17 protein-coding genes are annotated in these 20,424 nt (G+C 64.1%); 7 read left to right on the top strand and 10 right to left on the bottom strand.

Annotated features, from left to right (window positions below):
• Positions 1-67: 67 nt before the first annotated feature.
• Both AACZ17_RS11215 and AACZ17_RS11210 read left to right on the top strand, forming a co-directional pair.
• A complete protein-coding gene (locus AACZ17_RS11215; RefSeq protein WP_290746040.1) occupies positions 68-514 on the top strand; it encodes a DUF2721 domain-containing protein in 447 nt (148 codons plus the stop codon).
• A gap of 26 nt (positions 515-540) precedes the next feature.
• On the top strand, positions 541-1,863 hold the full coding sequence (locus AACZ17_RS11210) for a M20/M25/M40 family metallo-hydrolase (protein WP_290746037.1): 1,323 nt from the start codon (positions 541-543) through the stop codon (positions 1,861-1,863).
• 19 nt (positions 1,864-1,882) lie between these two features.
• Here AACZ17_RS11210 and AACZ17_RS11205 read toward each other — a convergent pair whose 3' ends face one another.
• A complete protein-coding gene (locus tag AACZ17_RS11205) occupies positions 1,883-3,235 on the bottom strand; it encodes an aspartate kinase (RefSeq protein ID WP_290746118.1) in 1,353 nt (450 codons plus the stop codon).
• A 171-nt stretch (positions 3,236-3,406) separates the two neighbouring features.
• On the opposite strand from AACZ17_RS11205, the gene AACZ17_RS11200 reads away from it, so the two are divergent.
• Positions 3,407-4,078 carry a glutathione S-transferase family protein gene (locus AACZ17_RS11200; RefSeq protein WP_290746034.1) on the top strand — a complete coding sequence of 224 codons (672 nt, stop codon included), beginning with the start codon at positions 3,407-3,409 and terminating at the stop codon, positions 4,076-4,078.
• Between the two features lie 6 nt (positions 4,079-4,084).
• Here the strand turns inward: AACZ17_RS11200 and AACZ17_RS11195 are convergent, their stop codons facing one another.
• Genes AACZ17_RS11195 through dinB form a run of 3 tightly spaced genes read right to left on the bottom strand, consistent with a single transcriptional unit; the run spans position 4,085 to position 8,015 of the window.
• On the bottom strand, positions 4,085-5,611 hold the full coding sequence (locus tag AACZ17_RS11195; RefSeq protein ID WP_290746031.1) for an AMP-binding protein: 1,527 nt from the start codon (positions 5,609-5,611) through the stop codon (positions 4,085-4,087).
• A 37-nt stretch (positions 5,612-5,648) separates the two neighbouring features.
• Positions 5,649-6,830, bottom strand: a complete 1,182-nt coding sequence (gene purT / locus AACZ17_RS11190) for a formate-dependent phosphoribosylglycinamide formyltransferase (protein WP_290746028.1) — start codon at positions 6,828-6,830, stop codon at positions 5,649-5,651.
• 45 nt (positions 6,831-6,875) lie between these two features.
• Complete coding sequence (gene dinB / locus AACZ17_RS11185) at positions 6,876-8,015, bottom strand: DNA polymerase IV (protein WP_290746025.1); 1,140 nt, start codon at positions 8,013-8,015, stop codon at positions 6,876-6,878.
• A 68-nt stretch (positions 8,016-8,083) separates the two neighbouring features.
• Between dinB and AACZ17_RS11180 the strand changes: the two genes are divergently transcribed.
• Both AACZ17_RS11180 and AACZ17_RS11175 read left to right on the top strand, forming a co-directional pair.
• A complete protein-coding gene (locus tag AACZ17_RS11180) occupies positions 8,084-9,595 on the top strand; it encodes an amidase (RefSeq protein WP_290746022.1) in 1,512 nt (503 codons plus the stop codon).
• Between the two features lie 79 nt (positions 9,596-9,674).
• Positions 9,675-11,453, top strand: a complete 1,779-nt coding sequence (locus AACZ17_RS11175; RefSeq protein WP_290746019.1) for a hypothetical protein — start codon at positions 9,675-9,677, stop codon at positions 11,451-11,453.
• Here AACZ17_RS11175 and AACZ17_RS11170 read toward each other — a convergent pair.
• From AACZ17_RS11170 to AACZ17_RS11155, 4 genes are read right to left on the bottom strand one after another with little or no spacing between them, the layout of a single operon-like run.
• Complete coding sequence (locus AACZ17_RS11170) at positions 11,441-12,514, bottom strand: nucleotidyltransferase family protein (RefSeq protein ID WP_290746016.1); 1,074 nt, start codon at positions 12,512-12,514, stop codon at positions 11,441-11,443. The genes AACZ17_RS11175 and AACZ17_RS11170 overlap by 13 nt on opposite strands.
• On the bottom strand, positions 12,511-13,428 hold the full coding sequence (locus AACZ17_RS11165) for an HprK-related kinase A (RefSeq protein WP_290746013.1): 918 nt from the start codon (positions 13,426-13,428) through the stop codon (positions 12,511-12,513). The genes AACZ17_RS11170 and AACZ17_RS11165 overlap by 4 nt, the downstream gene beginning before the upstream one ends.
• Positions 13,425-13,706 carry an HPr-rel-A system PqqD family peptide chaperone gene (locus AACZ17_RS11160; protein ID WP_290746010.1) on the bottom strand — a complete coding sequence of 94 codons (282 nt, stop codon included), beginning with the start codon at positions 13,704-13,706 and terminating at the stop codon, positions 13,425-13,427. Before AACZ17_RS11160 ends, AACZ17_RS11165 begins: the two co-directional genes overlap by 4 nt.
• A 39-nt stretch (positions 13,707-13,745) precedes the next feature.
• Positions 13,746-14,270, bottom strand: coding sequence for a hypothetical protein (locus tag AACZ17_RS11155; protein WP_290746007.1), 525 nt, complete (start codon positions 14,268-14,270; stop codon positions 13,746-13,748).
• 501 nt (positions 14,271-14,771) lie between these two features.
• On the opposite strand from AACZ17_RS11155, the gene AACZ17_RS11150 reads away from it, so the two are divergent.
• Both AACZ17_RS11150 and AACZ17_RS11145 read left to right on the top strand, forming a co-directional pair.
• Positions 14,772-15,809, top strand: coding sequence for an SGNH/GDSL hydrolase family protein (locus AACZ17_RS11150; protein ID WP_290746004.1), 1,038 nt, complete (start codon positions 14,772-14,774; stop codon positions 15,807-15,809).
• Positions 15,810-15,960: 151 nt separating this feature from the next.
• Positions 15,961-16,677, top strand: coding sequence for a hypothetical protein (locus AACZ17_RS11145; RefSeq protein WP_290746001.1), 717 nt, complete (start codon positions 15,961-15,963; stop codon positions 16,675-16,677).
• 96 nt (positions 16,678-16,773) lie between these two features.
• On the opposite strand, the gene AACZ17_RS11140 is transcribed toward AACZ17_RS11145, so the two are convergent.
• Both AACZ17_RS11140 and prsT read right to left on the bottom strand, forming a co-directional pair.
• Positions 16,774-17,439, bottom strand: a complete 666-nt coding sequence (locus AACZ17_RS11140) for a PEP-CTERM sorting domain-containing protein (RefSeq protein ID WP_290745998.1) — start codon at positions 17,437-17,439, stop codon at positions 16,774-16,776.
• A gap of 185 nt (positions 17,440-17,624) precedes the next feature.
• Positions 17,625-20,402 (bottom strand): XrtA/PEP-CTERM system TPR-repeat protein PrsT, encoded by a 2,778-nt coding sequence (prsT, locus tag AACZ17_RS11135; RefSeq protein ID WP_290745995.1) that lies wholly within the window; start codon positions 20,400-20,402, stop codon positions 17,625-17,627.
• Between the last annotated feature and the right edge of the window lie 22 nt (positions 20,403-20,424).

Here is a 20,424-nt window from a genome sequence, read left to right as displayed (position 1 = left end):
GTTTGCCTGTGCATGGCCGCTGGCGCAGAATGGACCGGTACCGCCACCACACCGCAGGGAGAGACACATGGCAGAATCCGTCACAGCGCTGGCCAGCATCATCCAGATTGCCGTCGCACCGGTATTTCTGCTGGCGGGCATCGCCGGCTTCCTGAACGTGATGTCCGGACGGCTGGGCCGCATTGTCGATCGCGCCAGGGTGCTCGAGCGTCGGGCGAACAGCTTCAGCGACGAGAGCAAACTGGCACTGGCCAGCCGGGAATTGCGCACATTGTGGCGGCGGGTCAGGATCATCAACTGGTCCATTGGCATGTGCACCGCCTCTGCCCTGATGGTGTGTATTGTTGTGGTCAGCCTGTTCATCGGTGATTTTCTGGCAATACACATCGAAACCTTTGTGGTCGTCGCCTTCGTGCTGGGCCTGCTGCTGTTGATCGTGGCACTGGTGCTGTTCCTCAAGGAGGTGCAGCTGGCTACCCGGGTACTCGTTGCGGGGCTGGAGTACAGCGACTGATGACCTCGTTGATAAGGAGAACCACTGTGCAGACTGTTTTTCGTACCGGCCTGCTGGGCGCAGCGTCACTGCTCTGGGCACTGTCCACCCACGCCCTGACCGCGACACCCGACCCCGTTGAGCAGCGCCTGCTGGCCCACATCGACCGGCAGGAGGACGCCGCCCTGGACCTGCTGATACGCAGCGTCAATATGAACAGCGGCACCATGAACCTGTCCGGCGTACGCGCCGTGGGTGAGCTGTTCGGGGAAGCCTTTGCCCGGGAGGGGTTCGCCGTGGAATGGATAGACGGTGCGGGCTTTCAGCGGGCGGGCCACCTGGTGGCTCGCCACACCGGTGCCGAGGCGCGGCGCAAGGTGCTGCTGATCGGCCACCTCGATACAGTGTTCGAGCCGGACAGCCCGTTCCAGCGCTTTACCCGTATCGACGAGCACCATGCCACCGGGCCGGGTATCGCCGACATGAAAGGCGGCAATGTGATTATGCTGCAGGCGCTCGCGGCACTGCGTGTAACGGGCGCACTGGAGCGGCTGGACGTCACCGTTGTGCTGACCGGGGATGAAGAGCTGAGCGGCAGGCCGCTGGCCCAGTCCAAGCAGGCGCTGGTGGACGCAGCGCGTCATGCCGACATTGCGTTGGGCTTCGAGAACGGGGATGGCGACTACCGCACGGCAAACGTCGCGCGCCGGGGCAGCGTGGGTTGGCAACTGAGGGTCACGGGCACCCCGGCCCATTCATCCCAGGTCTTCCGGGAGGACATTGGCTCCGGCGCAATTTATGAGGCGGCGCGCATCCTCAACGCGTTCCACGATGACAGTGTGTTGCGCAATGAACAGTATCTGACCTTTAACCCGGGGCGCATTGCCGGCGGCACCACGCTGCGCGACGAACCCGCGGAAAACACCACCAGCGCCTACGGCAAGAGCAACGTCGTGGCGGAATCCGCGCTCGTGGACGGCGATATTCGCGCGCTCTCGACAGAGCAGTTGGTACGCGCCAGGGCGCGCATGCAGGCGATTGTTGCGGAGCATCTGCCACACACCAGCGCGGCAATCACCTTTGATGAAGGCTACCCCCCTATGGCGCCCTCGGCGGGCAACCAGCGGCTGCTTGCACTGTACTCAGAGGTCAGCGAGGACCTGGGTTTTGGGCCGGTCACGGCCGTCAGTCCGCTGCGCGCCGGTGCCGCCGATATCGCCTTCGCGGCGGCGCATGTCGACATGGCCCTCGACGGCCTCGGCATGAGCGGCACGGAGGGCCACACGGTGAATGAAACCGGCTACCTGCCGGCACTGACTTTGCAGGCCAAGCGCGCTGCCGTACTGCTCTATCGGCTAGGGCTTGAATGACGCCAGGACGCGACAGCCGCTAACCCACGAAAGCACTGTAGATTGACCGCAGCGCCGCCGCGTAGTCCTCCGGTGCGACCCCCACAATGATGTTCAACTCTGATGCGCCCTGGTTGATCAGCCGCACATTCACACCCGCGGCCGCCAACGCGCCGAAGACCTTGGCCGCAATGCCCGGTGTGCGCGCCATTTCCTCGCCGACAATCGCGATCAGGGCGATGTTCGGCACAAACTCCAGCTCGTCCGGTTCCAGTGTGCGCCGAATTTCATCCAGCAGGCTATCAACGCGCCCTTCAAGCCAGCGCGCCTCCACGACCACGCTGACGCTGTCAATGGCGGACGGGCAGTGCTCAAAGGGTATGCCGTTATGCTCGAGCACCCCCAGCAGGCGATAGACAAACCCCACCTCACGATTCATCAGGTGCTTGCCGATGGTGATCATGGCGAAGCTCGCCTTGCCCGCGACCCCGGCGATCTGCGTGCTCTGGATAACCTCCGGTGAGAGCTCGGCCACAATGCGTGTACCGGGATGGTCTGGCTCATTGGTATTGCGTATGTTCACCGGAATGCCCACTTCCCGTACGGGTGCCATGGCCTCTTCGTGCAACACGCTCGCCCCCATATAGGACAGCTCACGAATTTCCGCGTACGTCACCTCAGCCATGGGCCGGGGGTTGGGCACGATACGTGGGTCGGCCATCAGCAGGCCGGACACATCCGTCCAGTTTTCGTACAGCGAGGCATGCGCCGCACGCGCGGCAACCGCGCCACTGACGTCGGAGCCGCCACGGGAGAAGGTACGCACTTCGCCGCTGGCATCACGCCCGTAGAAACCCGGCACGACATAACGACGGGCGCGGTCTTCCAGGCGCGCGCCCAGCAACGGCCAGGTTGCGGGGTCCACCAGACCGTTGGCACCAATCACCACGCACTCCGCCGGCTCCACAAACTCGGCCTCCAGCCAGGCCGCCAGCAACAGGCCGGAAAAATGCTCGCCACGGGAGGCGGCAAAATCGGCGCTGACGCCAGAGGCCAGCTGGTCACGAAACCGCTCCAGGTGACCCTGAATCATGGGCTGCATGCCGAGCTCCCGCTCGATGGCCGTGAAACGCTCGGTAATCTGTGCCAACGGTGCACTGAAATCGCTGTTCATGCTCGCCGCGTGATGGCACAGATACAGCAGATCGGTCACTTTGGTGTCGGCTGGGTCACGCTTGCCGGGCGCTGACGGCACGATGATACTGCGCCGCGGGTCAGCCTCGATAATCGCGCGCACCTTGAGCAACTGCTCGGCACTCGCCAGGCTGGACCCACCAAACTTGCATACAATACGCGGTACAGCTGCCTCACGCGCCACAACCGCCTGATCCATTTCCGTCACTGCCTCGACCCCATCGCTGACGCACCGCCGGCGTGGGGTGCGATAAAGCCGCACAGTTTACTGGATAGGCGGGGCAGAGCTAAAGAGCAGGTCGCTGGCCTCAAGCCGGCCACTACGCGTACACTCGGCTAGCCAACAATGAACTGCAAGGATGACAACAGCATGCTCACACTGCACGGCTTCTCGGCCAGCAACTACTACAACATCGTCAAGCACAGCCTGTTACTCAAGGGAGTACCCTTCACCGAGCACCTGGTCTATCCGGGTTCCCCCGAGCTGCTCGCAGTCAGCCCGGCAGGCAAAGTGCCCGCCATGACGACCGAGCAGGGGACCGCGCTCTCGGAAAGCAGCGTGCTGCTGGAGTACATCGAGGACGCCTATCCGAACAAGCCCCTGCTGCCCGCCGACCCGGAGCAGCGGGCCCGGGTGCGGCAGGTGATGAAGGTCGCGGAGCTTTACCTGGAACTGGCCGCGCGACGGCTGCTGCCCGCCGTACTGGCCAATGCACCGGTATCCGATGCGGTCAAAGGCGAAGTGCGCGCCACGCTGGACAAGGGCACTGCCAGCCTCACTCAGCTGGCGCAGTTTTCACCCTGGGTCTGCGGTGAAGAGCTGACACTCGCTGACATCTACCTGCGCTATGCGCTGGCCATGCCCAAACTGGTAGGCCCCAGCCAGCTGCAGTGGGACATCCTGCCCGCTGTGCCCGGCCTTGCTGAGTGGGACGCACGCATGGCGGAGGAGCCCGTGTCGAAACAGGTGGACGCGGACCAGGCGGCCAATATGACGGATTTCATGGCGTACGTCAGCAAGGCGATACAGCGCGCAAAATAGTCGAGGTTACCGCTGCGCGCCGCCCCCGGCCCGCAACGCTGGCTTGTCGACCTTGCCGGCTGCGTTCAGGGGCAGCGCCTGCACGCGACGCCAGGCCTTCGGGGTTTTGTAACCTGCGAGAAGGCTGCGGCAATGGGCAGCCAACTCCTCGTCACTGGCTGCCCCATCCAGCACCACCACTGCCGCGACCTGCTCTCCCCAGCGCGGATCCGGCAAACCGATCACCGCGCAGTCGCGCACGGCGGGGTGCAGACGCAGGGCTTCTTCCACTTCCCGCGAAGCCACGTTCTCGCCACCGCTGATGATCATGTCCTTCTTGCGATCGACAATACTCAGGTAACCCCGCTCGTCAAAGCGCCCGATATCCCCGGTATGCAGCCAACCATCCACCAGCGCGCTGGCAGTGGCCTCAGGCTGTTGCCAGTAGCCGCGCATGCACTGCGGCCCTCTTACCAGTATCTCGCCGGCCACGCCCGTCTCGCACTCATAACCCGCCTCATTCACCACCTTTACCTGCACCGTGGCCAGTGGCCTGCCCACCGTGCGCAGCAGCTCGGGCTGGCCCGCCACTGCCTGCTGGTGGTCTTCCACCGTGAGAAAGGCCGCGCTGCCGGACAACTCGGTCATACCGTAGCTTTGGCAGAGTCCCACACCGGTTTCCGTCAGCAAACGCCGCAACAGCGTTTCCGGCATGGCCGATGCGCCGTAGCCAATCGTGCGCACCGACGCGAGGTCTGCCGGGGAAAACGCGGGATCGTCCAACAGCATGGCAATCATCGTGGGCGCCAGGGACAGCGTGGTGACGTTCAGCTCACGGCAGGCGCTAAGGGTGGCCGCCGACGAAAATGCGCGCAACAGCACCACCGCAGCACCGTGTTGGTGCTGCAACAGCACATTGTGCGCCGCTACGTGAAACAGCGGGAAGGGGTACAGGAAGATATCGCCGGGCAAGACGGGGCGCGCCAGGGCGGCCGACGCCAGACCCGCCAGGAAAGACTGGTGGGTGAGTACAGCGCCCTTGGGCCGCCCGGTGGAACCCGAGGTGTAGAGAATCCATACCGGATCCGCCGCCCCGGTAACCGGCAGCGGCGCCTGCGGTCCCTGTCCAATCCAGCCACGGTAGGCGTCCTGCAAGTCCACCATCGGCAGGGACGGCGCTTGCGGATGCGCCCTCAGCGCCTGCAGCAATGCCGTATCGCCAAACAGCAGGCTCACGCCGGCAGCCTCCAGCTGATAGACCCACTCGGCGGGGGCCAGCCGCGCGTTCAGGGGTACCAGGATGCGACCACTGGCGGCCGCGGCGTAGATCAGTTCGAGGAATTCGGGCCCATTGAACGCGAGCACGCCGATGCGCTCGCCCGTTTCACCCACGCTGGCCAGACGCCGCGCCAGCTGCGTCACACGCTGCTGCAATTGCGCATAGGAGATTGCCCTGCCCTGCCACCACAGCGCTGTGGCCTCGGGCTGCCGTTGCGCCTGCAGGGCCAGCAGTTCATGCAGCCGCGCTGCCCCGCGTATCGGTTCGCTGCTCATGCAGCCGCGCGTCGCGCTCGCGGGATGCCGGCCGCCGTCACAGGCTGACCTTAATGGCAGCGGTCACCTGCAGTGCTTTCTGCACCGCGGTCTCAATACTGTCCGCACGGGCCAGGCCCACGCCAAGACGACGCTCACCGCGCACCTCCGGCTTGCCAAACAGCCGCAGGTCCGTGTCCGGTTCGCGCAACGCCTCGGCGAGATTGGCATAGCGCATTTCCCTGGAATCGCCCGCCACCAGCAGCACCGCAGAGGCTGAGGGCCCCCACTGGCGAATGAGCGGTATGGGCAAACCGAGGATCGCCCGGGCGTGCAAGGCAAACTCGGACAGGTTCTGGGAAATGAGGGTCACCAGGCCCGTATCGTGTGGTCGCGGGGAGACTTCACTGAAGATGACGGTGTCCCCTTTGACGAACAGCTCGACGCCGAAGAGCCCGTGACCACCCAGTTCACCGGTCACCGCCGCCGCAATGCGCTGCGCGTCCGCCAGCGCCGTAGCGCTCATCGCCTGGGGCTGCCAGGACTCGCGGTAGTCGCCTTTCTCCTGCCGATGGCCAATGGGCTCGCAGAAACTGGTGCCATCGCGGTGACGCACGGTAAGCAGCGTGATTTCATAGTCGAAATCGATGAAACCCTCGACGATCAGCTTGCCCCCACCGCTGCGTCCGCCCGACTGCGCATAGTCCCACGCTGCCTGCACATCGTCCGGGGTGCGCACGGTGCTCTGGCCTTTGCCGGAGGAGGACATGATGGGCTTCACCACACAGGGCATGCCGATCTCGGCCACGGCTGCGGCGTACTCCTCCTGCGTTTCCGCAAAACGGTAGGGCGAGGTTGCCAAGCCGAGTTGTTCCGCCGCCAGGCGGCGGATGCCTTCGCGGTTCATGGTCAATTGCGCGGCGCGAGCAGAGGGCACGACGTGCCAGCCTTCGGCCTCCATCGCCACCAGTTCATCGGTGGCGATGGCCTCAATTTCGGGGACGATCAGCTGCGGACGTTCCCGCTCGATCAGGCCGCGCAGCGCTGCGCCGTCCAGCATGTTCACCACGTGCGACCGGTGCGCCACCTGCATGGCCGGCGCATTGGCATAGCGGTCCACTGCGATCACCTCGCAACCGAAGCGCAGCAGTTCAATCGCCACCTCCTTCCCCAGTTCGCCGCTGCCCAGCAACATCACGCGTGTGGCCTGGGCCGTCAGGGGAGTTCCGATTGTGGTCATGGCGGGTGCGTCCTGTCCTGAAAAGCCGCAGTTTATCATCCGTGATCAGAACTGCAGCGGATATTGCGCCGGAGCGGGTTCTGCCACCCGAGGGGCCAGGGACCCTGAGGGTGGCTCAAATCCGGACAGGCTGAGCCCCAGCAGGCGCACCCCCAGCGGCACTGGCAGCAGGCACCCCAGTATTGATCGCGCCACTTCATCGAACTGTTGGCGCTCGAGAATCGGCGCGGGCAGGGAGCGCGCCCGGGTGACCTGGCGGAAATCCGCGTACTTCATCTTCAAGGTCAGCGTTCGTCCCTGCACGCCCTGCTGTGCGACCCGCTGCCAGACGATGTCGATGATCTCGTCCAGCGCGGCATGCAACTCGGCGCTGGACTGCAGGTCGCGCGCGTAGGTGCGCTCACCCCCTACCGACTTGCGTACCCGATCGGGGCGCACCGGTCGATCATCCTCGCCGCGGCTGGCGTGATACAGATACAGCGCCGACTTGCCAAAATGCTGCTGCAGAAAGCCGAGGCTCTGGGCCCTCAAATCCGCACCCGTGTGGATACCCAACTGCGCCATACGCTCGGCGGTGCGGGGCCCCACCCCGTAAAAACGTCGCGCCGGCAGCGCGGCCACAAACGCCGCACCGTCCTCCGGGAGTACCACAAACTGCCCGTTGGGCTTGTTCTGGTCCGACGCGACCTTGGCCAGGAATTTGTTATAGCTGATGCCGGCGGACGCCGTTAACCCGGTCTCCGCGAGAATATCCCTGCGGATACTTGCCGCGACACGAATGGCACTCCCGATGCCCAGACGATCTTCAGTCACGTCCAGATAGGCTTCGTCCAGCGACAGGGGCTCCACCAAACCGCTGTAACGCGCGAAAATCGCGCGAATCTGCCGCGACACCGCCTTGTACACGTCAAACCGCGGCTTCACGAAGATCAGCTGCGGGCAGCGCCGTTTCGCGCTCACCGAAGGCATGGCGGAACGCACGCCGAACTGCCGCGCTTCGTAACTGGCAGCCGCGACCACACCGCGTTCGGCGGACCCACCCACGGCGACCGGCTGGCCGCGCAGGGCCGGGTTATCGCGCTGCTCAACGCTGGCGAAAAACGCGTCCATATCGATGTGAACTATCTTGCGCAGCAGTGTTTGCTCCCACGCTGGTGAACTCTGGAAACGGCCAGACCGGAACAATAAACTGAACCCTCCATGTCACAGCTCTGGGTTATATTGCCTCAACACTGCTACCGAGGACACCCGAAATGGACGACCCATCCCGCCGCACACTCATCAAACAGGGCCTGCTCGCCGCCACCACGGCAGCCCTCGCACCCGCCCTGCGCAGCGCGCCCACCGGGGTGTCATTTGCAGACTACCAACAGTGGGACGCGCTGGGCATTGCCGAACGGGTGCGCAGCGGGGACGTCTCCGCCCGGGAAGTGCTCGAGGTCGCGATTGCGCGCGCCAACGCAGTCAACCCCACCCTGAATTGCATCGTGGAAACCCTGTACGATCGAGCGCGTGCTGTCGCCGCCGGGCCCTTGCCGGACGGCCCCTTCCGTGGCGTGCCGTTCCTGCTCAAGGATCTGGGCATGATGCTTGAAGGCACAGTCACCACCGAGGGTTCGCGCTTCTTCCGCGACAATGTCGCCGACTACACGAGCACCGTGGTCACACGGTACCAGGCGGCAGGGCTCGTTATCATGGGCAAGACCCACAGCCCCGAGTTCGGCGGCACGGGCAGCAGCGAGTCCATGCTCTTCGGCGACACGCGCAACCCCTGGAACCTGGCGCACTCGGCCGGTGGCTCCTCGGGCGGTGCGGCGGCGGCGGTGGCCGGCGGCATCCTGCCCATCGCCAATGCAACTGACGGCGGGGGCTCGATTCGCATCCCCGCATCCGCCTGCGGCCTGTTCGGCATGAAGCCCAGTCGCGGCCGGGTGCCAGCCGGGCCGCGCACATTGTCGTCGATCATGTCTGTCACGCATGCCGTATCGCGCAGCGTGCGCGACAGCGCCGCGCTGCTGGACGCCACCAGCGGCCCCGAGCCGGGACAGACGGTGATCGCACCGCCCCACGCAGGCAGCTTTCTGCAGGCGGCGCAACAGGCGCCGGGGCGCCTGCGTATTGGCCTGGTCACTACGCCGCTCACGCACACCCCGGTGCACGCAGAATGCATCAGCGCCGCACGCAACGCCGCAACCCTCTGCGGTGGGTTGGGACACGTCGTTGAAGACGTGACACTGCCCGTCGATCCGCGACGCTTTTTCGCCGCCTTCGGTCCCATCATGGCCGCCAGCACGGTCGAACGGATTCGCGCCAGGGAACGGGCGCTGGGGCGGGACGTTACCGAAAACGATCTGGAGCCACTGATCTGGGAGCGGTACCGGGCCGATCGCAACAACAGCGCCGAACAACTCTATGCGGCGATGCAGGACATTGAGCGGATGACGCGGGATGTGGCGCTGCTGCAGGAAACATACGATGTGCTGCTATCACCCACCCTGACCACCCCGCCAGCAAAACTCGGGGAACTGAGCCTGAACCAGGAAAAGGCGCCCTACGAGCAGGCCGCCATCAGCGTATCGGCCTTCACCAGCCTGTTCAATGCAACCGGGCAGCCCGCCATGTCGGTGCCACTGCACTGGAGCGCCGATGGCCTGCCGATTGGCGTCATGTTTGCGGGTCGCTACGGCGAGGAAGCACTATTGTTCCAACTTGCAGGACAGCTGGAAAAAGCGGCACCCTGGTTCGACCGATTGCCAAAGGTGTGAACCCCGTCACTTAAGCGATCTGGCGCGCGCTGCTCGCCCTGCGGTACTCTCGTTTCTGATCACCGACAAGCGCCGCGCCATGAGTACACCTGTTCCCGTCGAACTTCGCATCCCTCCGCAGGACGGCGCACCCTTTACCCGTTTCGCGACCCGCTTGTCGGCCGCAGCCGCGTGGTGCGATGCGCTACCGATGGCGGATCCTTCCGGTGTGGCAAAGACACTGCGCGACACACTGAACGAGCTCAATCGCGCGCCAGTGGACCCGGAACTCCGCTACGAACTGCTGGAAACCCTGCGGCCAAGCCTTACGCAAACGCTGACCCTGCTCGATCGCATGCTGGTCAATCAGCCCCTGGTGATGCCACCACGACTACAGGCACTGGCGGCGCTCTCCGACCAGATTGGTGGACTGGCCTGCACCGCCTACTCCATCTGCGTCATGCAGGCCGCCCGGGAGCCCGCCAGGATTACCCGCCGCGCGCCCGCAAGGCTGGTTTGCGAGGCGCTGGAACATGCCCTGCACTACGGAGCGCACAAGGTGGTACTGGCGCTCAACCTCCAGCTGCCCATCGAGTCGCGCACCTGGTCGACGCTGCACCAGACCTACCTGTTGGGAGAGCGCTACCGGCTGACAGAGCTGACGGTACCCGGGGCAGGTGGTGGGGAGAGCAGCATTCGCAATACCTGGCTGGTGCCACTGCTGCTCGCCTGCTGCCAGACCGGCCAACTGCTGCGCAGCGACATTGCCGTGTTGCATGCCGCCCTGCGGGAGTCAGTGGCCGGCTGCCGGCTGCGACCCGGCGCAGAGGCTGAGGGCCTGTTTGCCGTCGACCTCAACGGCGCCAGCCCCCCGGTCTATCGCAGCAGCATGGCGATGCCGGGCAAGCAGGTGCGGTTGCTGGATACCTCCGACCTTATCGCCTCCGCAACAAGAGCGAGGGATACGGCACGCAAAGCGGGCCGCAGCGCCGCGTTGCTGGGTGAAACCCGCGTGCCCCTGCCGTTGCTGGACCACCTGCTGGACTGCCTGGGCAGCGAGCGGGAACGGGCAAATCGCCGAGTCATCGTGAGCGAACCCCTGCAAGCCGTGCTGGGCTTCAGTGCGGCGCATTTCCATCTCGCCGGTGAGCGCGCGCTTGAGGACCTGGTGCAGAAACCCCGCAACCGGGCTGCCAGCCACAGCAAGGAAAACCCGTTTCTGGTGGAGCGAAAAGACGATGACCCCTGGGCGGCCACACACGACACCGACCGCAGCCACTCATCGCTGAACCGTGACGGCAGCATCAATGTTCTGGCCCGGGCCCGAACGGAACGGGAAGCGCCGACCGAATTACCCGCCAACTACAGCATCGTGCGCGTCACCACAGTGGACGCCAGCCCCGGAGGCTACTGCCTCGATTGGGGCGCTAACGCACCCGGCACCGTGCGCAACGGGGAACTACTCTGCCTGCGCAGAGACCAGAAAGATCCCTGGCTGCTTGGCGTCATCCGCTGGACCCGTCGGCGCCACGCCAGCAGCACGACCACCGGCGTCGAGGTGCTGGCCTCTCGCGCGGAATCCTGGGCGTGCCAGACCTTGCGCGACGGCGCCAGCCAGGCCGCTTCCCTTCGGGTCATGATCCTGCCGCCGAATCGCCTGTCGCAGGGCCGGGAGACCATCATTACGCCGCGCACAGGCTTTGCACCCGGGCATCACCTGCTGCTGCAGCGTGGTCAGGAGCAACGCACCGTCACCCTGGGCAAGCAGATGGCATTCAGTTCCGGGATGAGCCAGTTTGAGGTGCGCGAGGGGTTACTGGCTGCGGAGGAGCCCGAGGCGGCCGTCGCGGAAAAAGGCGGGATTGACTACACGCCCTGAGGTCTACGCAGGGCAACCAGACTCTGGTGAGCAAGATGGCGCAGCAACATCCCCGGTGGCATGCGCACCCAGTGTGAGCGCAGGTACAGCAACTGCTCGGCCACTACAGTGCGCCAGGGCTGGTCGATACGCGGCGCAAGGTGCCAGCGTACCAGGGCGCTCATCACCCGATCGACAGGATACGCCGGCCGCGCCTCCCGCACCGTCGACCAGACACTCTCCGGTACCTCCAGGGCGAACAGGTCGCGGGCGGCAGCCAGCACATAATAGAGTGGCCGCAGCAGCTGCAGTGCACGCCCGTGTGCAGCCAGATCATCCCAGAAGCCGGCATCCTCCGCAGCCGCCAGTCGGCACAGCGCGTAAATATCGTAAAGATCGCGAATGCCCCCCCGCAGTTCATCGCTCATCAGCAGGTGCAGCGCGCTGTGCAGAACCCTGTCCGGTGCTGCCAACACATGAAACGGCGTTCCCGCCACCGGTTGGGCACGAGCGATCAGCGGTGCCGCCTCCAGAGCGCTGCGGCTGGTCACCTGAATCAGGTTGTGGTGCACATCGAGTTCCAGTGACGAATCCGGGTGGCGCATGGGGGGCAGTTCGTGCGACCACGCCCGATAATACTGATCATCATAGGCAGACAGGGAAGGATCAAATTCCCAGCCGGCCGCAAGCAATCGCCGCTCGAAATCATCCAGTGCATCACGCGGCACCAGCACATCAATATCGCTGAGCCCGCGGCCCGCCGCCAGTGGCAGCTGCGCCGCCAGGTATGCCGCCCCCTTCAGCAGTATCACGGGGTAATCCACCTGTGCGGCGACGGCGCCAATCCGGCGCAGTTCGTTGCGCACCAGCACATGCATATGGGCAACGTAGTGTGCGTGGCCGGACAGCATATCCCGAGCCCCCACAGGCTGGGGCAGATCGGGCACGCTCTGCGCCAGCAGGTGATGCACACGCGCCAGCATCCGGGTGCGCCGCCCCTCGCCCAGCAAGGCTTCCCAATCGGCTGGGGTGAAGTGACGGGCACTCGCCGGGTCGCGCAACACGGCAATCAGCGCCTTCAAGACCGGCGCTCCTGTACCAGGCGTTCGATGGCGGCCACAGCGTCATCCAGGCTGCCATTGGTCAACTGATAACTGGCGCACTCGCGCACCAGCCTGCAGAGTGAGCGAAAACCCTGCGCACCGCTCACACGGTAATTGAAGGAGTTGTTTACCAGGCGCGTCATGGCCACTTCCGGCGCCTGCTGCTGCACCTGCAGGGCGGCACCGGCCTCGTAGCGGGGGAACACGATGAGCTGCGGCCGGGCGGCTTCCGCCTGCCGCTGCAGACTCTCTGATGGCGGGAACATATGCACCACATCACCCTTGCGGGTTTTGTCGAAGCGGGGACCGAAACCGAGGTGTGGCGCAAAGTCGCGCAGCAGGGGGATCGAGGCGTTCTTCAGGGGAGCAGCTCGCGGCAGTGGCAGGAAACAGCCATCCGCATGGCGCAGAATACCAAATTCGTCCGACAGCAGGCGCCAGCCACGCCCGACCAGCGCGGCACACAGGGTGCTCTTGCCGGAGCCCGGTTGCGCCGGCAGCACCACCGCACAGCCATCGCGCTCCACCACCGCACTGTGCAACATCAGGTAGTCGTGGGCTGACATGGCGATACACCAGTTCAAACCCCACTCGAACATGGGGAATGCCTGGTCCAGCGGATAGGGGTCGAAGGGCGTCAGCTCCTCTACGCGAAACACCACCTGTGGGCGATACCAGCGCCGCACGCCCTGCTGGCGTTCTACCGCAACGCGAAAATGGCAGACCGTGTCATCAGGCAGTATCTCGAGTTCCGCGTAGCATTGCTGCCAGGTGGCGGCGAAGCTGGGGATGTTGCTGCGCAGGCGCAGCAGAAAGGGCCCGCTGGCGACAGACAGGTGCTGCGCTCGCAGCCTGGCCCGCAGTTCATCTTCGGGGAGTTCGCCCAGCTTCAATGTGGTACGTGCTCGACAAGCTGTAAGGCCCGTAGACGCTGCAGCACTTCACTGACCTGCACTACCCAGGCATCCGCAGGTTCATCCACAACATCAGCAATCAACGCGGCGATCTCCACGACGGAGCACGGCGCGGAGTCTATGACGAATCTCAGGACCTCTACGGGCAGGGCGTCGAGCAGGTGTGTGTCACCGGTCGCTCCGGAATACACGGCGCAACAATCACCCACGTGCTCGATGAGAAGTGAATCAGCTGATACGGGTTGCCATTGCTGCATCGCCGCAGTTTACCACGGCTTTAACGGCTTCAGGCTTACTCAGTTGAACGCGCGCAGGTTTGACGGATTGAGCGAGGTCCAGCAGGAGCCCGTCATGGGCGTCGCGTGCATCTCATCGAAACTGGACTCGGGAATCTGCGGCCAGTACCCGACAATTTCCGGCGTGCCGCCGCTGACGTCGAAGAGCACCAGGACGTGGCGCGTTGACTCCTCATACCCATGGTGCAGAAGCTCTTCGCGGTTCGTTGCGTACGCGGTCCCACTGTTGTGGTAATAGACCCCGTTGATGTCATACAGATTGTTTGCCAGACCTGAAACCCTGCGACCCTGCTTCTGGAAATAGGGGACTTCCATGCGCACGGCCGTGTCGCCCTGCAGGCTGTTGCCCTGGCTGGCCGATTTCATGTTCGAGAAGTTCCCACCAGCACACTGCGCTGCGCTGGACATGGCGAGTGCGGCGTTCGGCGTGAGTGAGGCGAGCAAGGGGGCCGCAGCAGATGCCTTCAACAGGCGGCGCCGGGTGGCGTCTACCGACCTCTTGTCACCTGTTTGATTATTCTCCACGACACTACTCCTGTTATCACCACGACCATCTGCGTACGACACGATGAAGCAAAAACCGAGCCAGATTTGCAAGCCGCTGATTTTTCTACGTTAATTACCAAAGGTTATCGGCCAAGGCCTCCAGTCTGTAAAAATATTCGACAGCTGACAGCTGGAATGCGCGCCACTAACCCAAGGACACCTTCACCCAATGGACCGCTAATTACACACATAAAGACTAGCACAGGCTCGCGCGAGACACTGCGCACTGGTTCACAGATTTTCAAGGTGCTCATGGCACCGGGAACTATGCATCCACTGACCCGGCATCAGCCACTGTCAGAATTTTTTACACACAGGACGCCTTTTCCATTTCTTTGTCTTATAAATCAATAAGTTATTTTGTGGCATGAATTTCGCATTGCCGCTTCCGAGCGACCTCCAACTGGCCCGGAGTTCGCCCGCGCTGAGCCACAAGGCACGCCGCTTGAGTCTACCCAAACCGGAAGGAATAAAAACACCATGAAATCACGTTTCTGCCAGCTCAAACATGCCGCGCGCGCTGCCGTTGCCGCTTTGGCCCTCGCCAGCAGTCAGCTGTACGCCGCCCCGATGTTCTCCGACATCTACGTGTTCGGCGACAGCCTCTCGGATACCGGCAACACGCGTGCAGCCGTACCATTAGGCTCCACCGGAACCGTCGCCGCGCTGGCGGGTTATGGCCCCAACGGCCGTTTCAGCAATGGCCCGGTCTGGCACGAATACCTCGCGGACCTGCTCGACCTGCCCCGCGCAACGCGTTCATCAGCGGGGGGCAACAACTACGCCTATGGCGGCGCTCGTGTCGATAACGCAGTTGGGTTCTCTGCCGGCGTACTCACCCAGCAGGCCCGTTACAACAACGACCTGGGGGGCGGCCCGTCAGACTCCGATGCCCTGTTCGTTGCCTGGGCAGGCGGCAATGATATGCGCGACCTCGTGGGCGACGCCGATCCCCTGGCCGCCATCAATGCCACGCTGGACTCCTTGTTTGGCGTGCTCGGTGGACTGGTGGCCAGTGGTGCCGGCACCCTGCTGGTACCCAATCTGCCCGACCTTGGCAGCATCCCGGAGTTCCGTACCTCCGCTGAAGCGGCCTCCGCCACCTTCGTCACCACAGCATGGAACACTGGCCTCGAACAACGCCTGAACGGGTTGGCACGCACCACAACGGCATCGATCTACTTTCTCGACGTATTTTCTGTCTTCAACAGTATCCTCGCGGACCCAGCGCCCTTTGGCTACACCAACACCACGGATGAATGTCGTTCGGTGGTGTCCTCTGGCTTCCTGGGCCTTGGCAGAACCGAGGTGAGCTGCGCCGGCGCCGATGGCTACTTGTTCTGGGATCAGATCCACCCGACTACAGCGGCACACCGTGCCCTCGGCCTGAGCGCTTTCGCCCTGTTGAGCAGCGGTGCGGCACTTGGCACAGTGCCCACACCCATGACACTCTGGCTGTTCCTGTTCGGGCTGCTCATCCTCGCCCTTGTGCACAGACGTCATCTCGCCAGCGCCTGACCGCGCACCGAGATGCAACGGGGTAGCGAGCAGCCAATGGTTGACTTGCCGCCCCGGATATTGGCGCCATGACCTGCCACATCCCCGGAGGCACCGCACCCGGGGCCTTGTGCTCCTGCGGCTGCTCCCCCTCCTTCTGCCCACCCTGAGCATGGCAACTCCACAGGTTGCCACCAGCCTCACATTGGAATTGCAGGCATTCGGGCGCACCAGCACACACGAACTTGTCATCATGGCCGATGCGGTGCGGGTCTATAGCCCGGCAGCGGGCCTGGAAGGCGTCTACGATGCCGCAACGGACACGCTGCAGATCACCCTTGGAAATGACGGTCCTTCCGTCGTCGCGAATCGGGACAGCGTTGCGGCACTTGCGAGCCGGCTGCAGGTGGAGACAGACACCCTAGAGCGATCACTCGACGCACTGCCACCGGAGCATGCAAAACTGAGCCGGTTGCGCATGCAACAGCTGTTCAAGCGACCAGAGGATTCAGCGGAAGGGGTCGCGGTTGACCGCGCTCTCGCGTCTGGAGACGACCACACGCTGCACGGTATCCGCTGTAAAGGCTACCGCCTGCTGAACGGCGACGCCGAGGTGGGCACTGGCTACTTCGCCAGCCCGCACGCGCTAGTGCATGGCCACACCCTGGCGGCGATGCTGGCATTGGTGCATGACCTGTACCTTGCGCTGCAACAAGCAGCTCCGGCCTATGTGGGCTGGGTGCTGCCGTCGGACCTGCTCTCCAGCTTGCAACCCGGCCTCGGCATACCGCTGCGCCTGACCATCGTTAACTATCGCGGCGACATTACGACCGACTGGTCCGTGTCGGGCATAAGGGAGGTCATGGCTGCCCCACAACGCCCTGAGTAATCTCAGACTCCCGCCACAAACTTCGCAGGAACAAAAAAGGGAGGAAGCTCGCGCTCCCTCCCCCTTAAATTTGCGATGTATCGCCAGATTTCGCGACTAGGCTTTACGACGCCCGCCGACAGAAGCTCCAAGACCAATCAGCCCCAGACCCAGCAAAACCAGCGTGCCGGGTACGGGCACTGGCGTGGAGCCTGTGCGCGACGTGGTGTAGGCCAGATCATCGGAGGCGATCTCCTGCCCGGAGATGAGCAAAGACTGGATTGCGGTGTCCGAAGTCACGCTGATAAACTCCATGGTGCCATTGCCGGGGCCGAAACCAGCCGGGCGGGAGATGACGCCGAGAGACTCATTGCCTGCACCGAAGAACTCGATGGACTCCGCACCGGGCACTGCGGCGCTGAACCAGCCGCTAAAGCCGAAGATGCCGCCCAGACCGCTGAAATCCAGCCCGTACGTGCCATCGCCGAAGCCGGTTCCGAAGCGCGACCCGGAGACCGGGACAATCGCCGAACTACCGCGAAAATCGAACCAGTCACCCGCGTCCACCGAGGCGTGGCTGACCGTTCCCGCGACAACACTTACCGACCCGCCAAACAGTGAAGTCAGGAAGGTGCGTCCACCAGGAGTGCCCTCATAATCTTCTACCGCATCAGCAACGAAGGTGCCCTCGATAATCGGGGCCGCCTGCAGGCCGAGGGCACCGAAGGTGAGTGAGACCGCAAGTGCGGCCTTGCAAAATACCGTTTTTCCTATGTTCATCATCGTGTTTCTCTCTTCCGAAGCGGGCTGATTTTCTGATGCTCTAAACAAAGCAAAAACCTTGCCAGCATCAAAAAGTTGCGATGGAACAAATGGTTACAAACCCCTTCACAGTATCAACCCGGTCCCGTGTAAAAAAACTGGACACTACACTCCGGCAAGCGCACTACATCCAGGAGAGCGGCCGATCAATGGCCCTGCAGCTTCTGCGCCAACGCCCTGGCCGCCTCCGCTTCCGGGAACGTGGGCCCCTTCAGCAGCGTGTCCAGCAGTTCCAGCGCCTCGGCGGGCCGTTCAGCAGCCGCCAGTATCTGGGCGCGGTGAAAACGGAACTGCGGCGAATCGGGGGCCGCGTCCAGCGTTTTCTGGTTCACGGCCAGTGCTTCGCTTAAGTCACCATTCTCCATCAGGATCATGGCGTAGGTGTCCTGGATGGCGGCATTGTCGGGCACACTCTGCAGCGCCTTCTGCACCAGTTCCAGCGCACGGGCAGTGTTTGATGAACGATAGGCCCAGGCCAGGTTGTTCATGGCCACCACATCCTCTGGCGCCAGTCGGTGCAGGGTTTCGAATACGCCCGCCGCGTCCTCATCCCGTCCCTGCGACAGGTAGAGTGGTCCGAGCGTGCTGAGCACGACCACGTCCTCCGGTGCGCTTTCCAGCCACCCTTCCAGCATCCGGTAGGCTTCATCTCGCTTGCCCTGCTGCAACAGCGTCGAGGACAGGAAAACCAGCGAGTTGCTGGAGGGCGCTGCGCCGTGCGCCTTGCGCAGCAGCGCCTCGGCTTCGTCCAGGTCACCCTGGGTCAGGGCCAGTCGACCCCGCGCGAGGTTCAGCTGGGGCTCGGGCACCACGCCGGGCGGCAGCTGCGCGAGTTCCTCGCTGGTTTCCGCCAGCTTGTTCTGCTGCAACAGCACCTCTACGAGCATCTTGCGTGAATCCACATCCTGCGGCTGTAGCTCCACTGCCTGACGCAGGCGGCCTTCCGCCGCCGGGAGGTCGCCATTGGCCCGCTCAGCCTGCGCGGCCAGACGCAGCGCGCGTACGTTGTCGGGCATCAATTCAAGCAGGCGACGGGTGGCATTCACTGCCGCACCGGGCTGGTCAAGCGCGAGAAATGCCCCGGCCAACAGCTGGTGCACGCGGGGATCACCGTTGTGTTCATCGCGCACCGCGGTCAGCAGGTCCACGGCCTCACCGGGCCGCTGCTGTGTGAACTGGTAGCGTGCCAGCATCAGGCGGGGCTCCAACGCCTTGGGATGCGCGGCAATGGCGCGCTCCAGCACAGCGACCATTTCGGTGGTTTCACCGCGCTGCTCGTGCACGGCCGCCAGATTCATCATGCCCTGGAGGTCATCGGGCTGCGCCGCCAGGCTTTCATTGAGAATAGCGAGTGCCGCGGCGGAATCATCATTGAGCATCGCCAGCGATGCCAGTCCGGTGCTGGCCTGGGTATTGCCCGGGTCCAGTGCCAATGCCGCGCGGTAGTTCTCCGCAGCGCCTGCCCGGTCGCCCGCATCCAGTGCCAGCTGTGCCGCCAGCACGCTGGGCAGCGGATCCCCGGGCGCGCTGTCACGGAACGCCTGCAACTCGGCATTTGCAGCTTCGGCATCACCGCCGGCGGAGAGGGCACGCACCAGGCGATAGCGGATTTCTCCGTCCGCCGGATCGAGGTCACGCGCAGCGCGCAGCGCCGCGGTACCGGCGTCGAGGTCACCGGATCGCACCAGTGAGGTGCCGAGTTCCATCTGCACCTGCGCGGACTCCGGCGTGACCGACGCCATGTCCTGGTAGACTGCGGCGCTCGCGCCATGCATACCCTGCGCGGTCAGCGCCAGCGCGAGTATGTTCATCGTAGGGACGTTCATGGGCAGTTCCTCCAGCAACTTGCGGGTGATGGTTTCAGCACGCCCGGGCTCACCCATACGCAGGTACACCGCCGCGAGCATCTGTCGCGCGTTGATGTTGCGGGGTTGCGCCGCAAGGAAGCGGCTCAGCTGGTCCTCGGCGGTGGCCAGGTTGCCCTCGCGGAAGTTGGCATTCGCCGCCAGGTACAGGCTCGGCAGGTGGCTCGGGGCGACATTCAGCACTTTGGCCAGCTCACCGAGCCCGGCACTTGCGTTGCCCTGCTCGATCTGGATGCGGGCCTGGGCGTAATTCACGCCGGGATGATCGGGGATAATCTTCTCGAGTTGTTCCAGCTCTTTCGCGGCTTCCGTATGCTTGCCCTGCTCCACCTGCACCGCCACCATGCTCAGGCGGTCGTTGAGGCGGAAGCGATTGAGTGAGCTGGCCGTGGCGAAGGCCTGCTCCGCCGCCGGATAGTCACCCCGCGCCTGCAGCACGCTACCGTAGAGGCTCCAGGCTTCAGCAAAATCGGGATGTTTCTCGGTCAGGTCCTTGAGGATAGCCTGCGCATCCTCGCGCTCACCGGTGTGGGTCACGGAGACAAACGCCTGCGCGAGTCGCACCTGCGGGTCCTCCGGTGCGAGGTCCATGGCACTGCGCAGGGTCTCCTCGGCGCTGAACGTGTCGCCGGTGGCAGCCTGCGCGCGCGCCACCAGCGCCAGCCAGGCAGGCTCCTGGGCGGCAAACGCATAGCCGGGGTCAGCAACGTGCTGCAGCAGCTTTTCCGCCTCGCCGGCGCCAATCAGGGCCTCGGCATACAGCACTGCGACTTCACCGACCTTCTCCGTTTCCAGCGACTTCTCAAACTCCACAGCGGCTTCAGCCATGGAGCGCTGGCGCAGGAACACCTCCCCCAATACGCGACGCCCTTCGGCGCTGCGGCTGTCCTGCTGCAATGCCGTCTTGGCGTCGATCTCTGCCGCGTTCAGTTTCCCTTCCGCGAATGACTGCTGCGCTCGGGCCAGAAGCTCATCGTGGGTCAGCGGTTTGGAGCAGGCAGAGATCGCCAGAACGGCCATAGCGGGGAGCCACAGCTTGCGGGCAACGGACATATGCATGGTAACGCCTCGTAACATCCTA

Origin of the sequence: uncultured Haliea sp., assembly GCF_963973825.1 — a bacterium.
Classification (GTDB): Bacteria; Pseudomonadota; Gammaproteobacteria; order Pseudomonadales; family Halieaceae; genus Haliea.
This window is presented reverse-complemented; position numbering and strand designations above follow the sequence as displayed.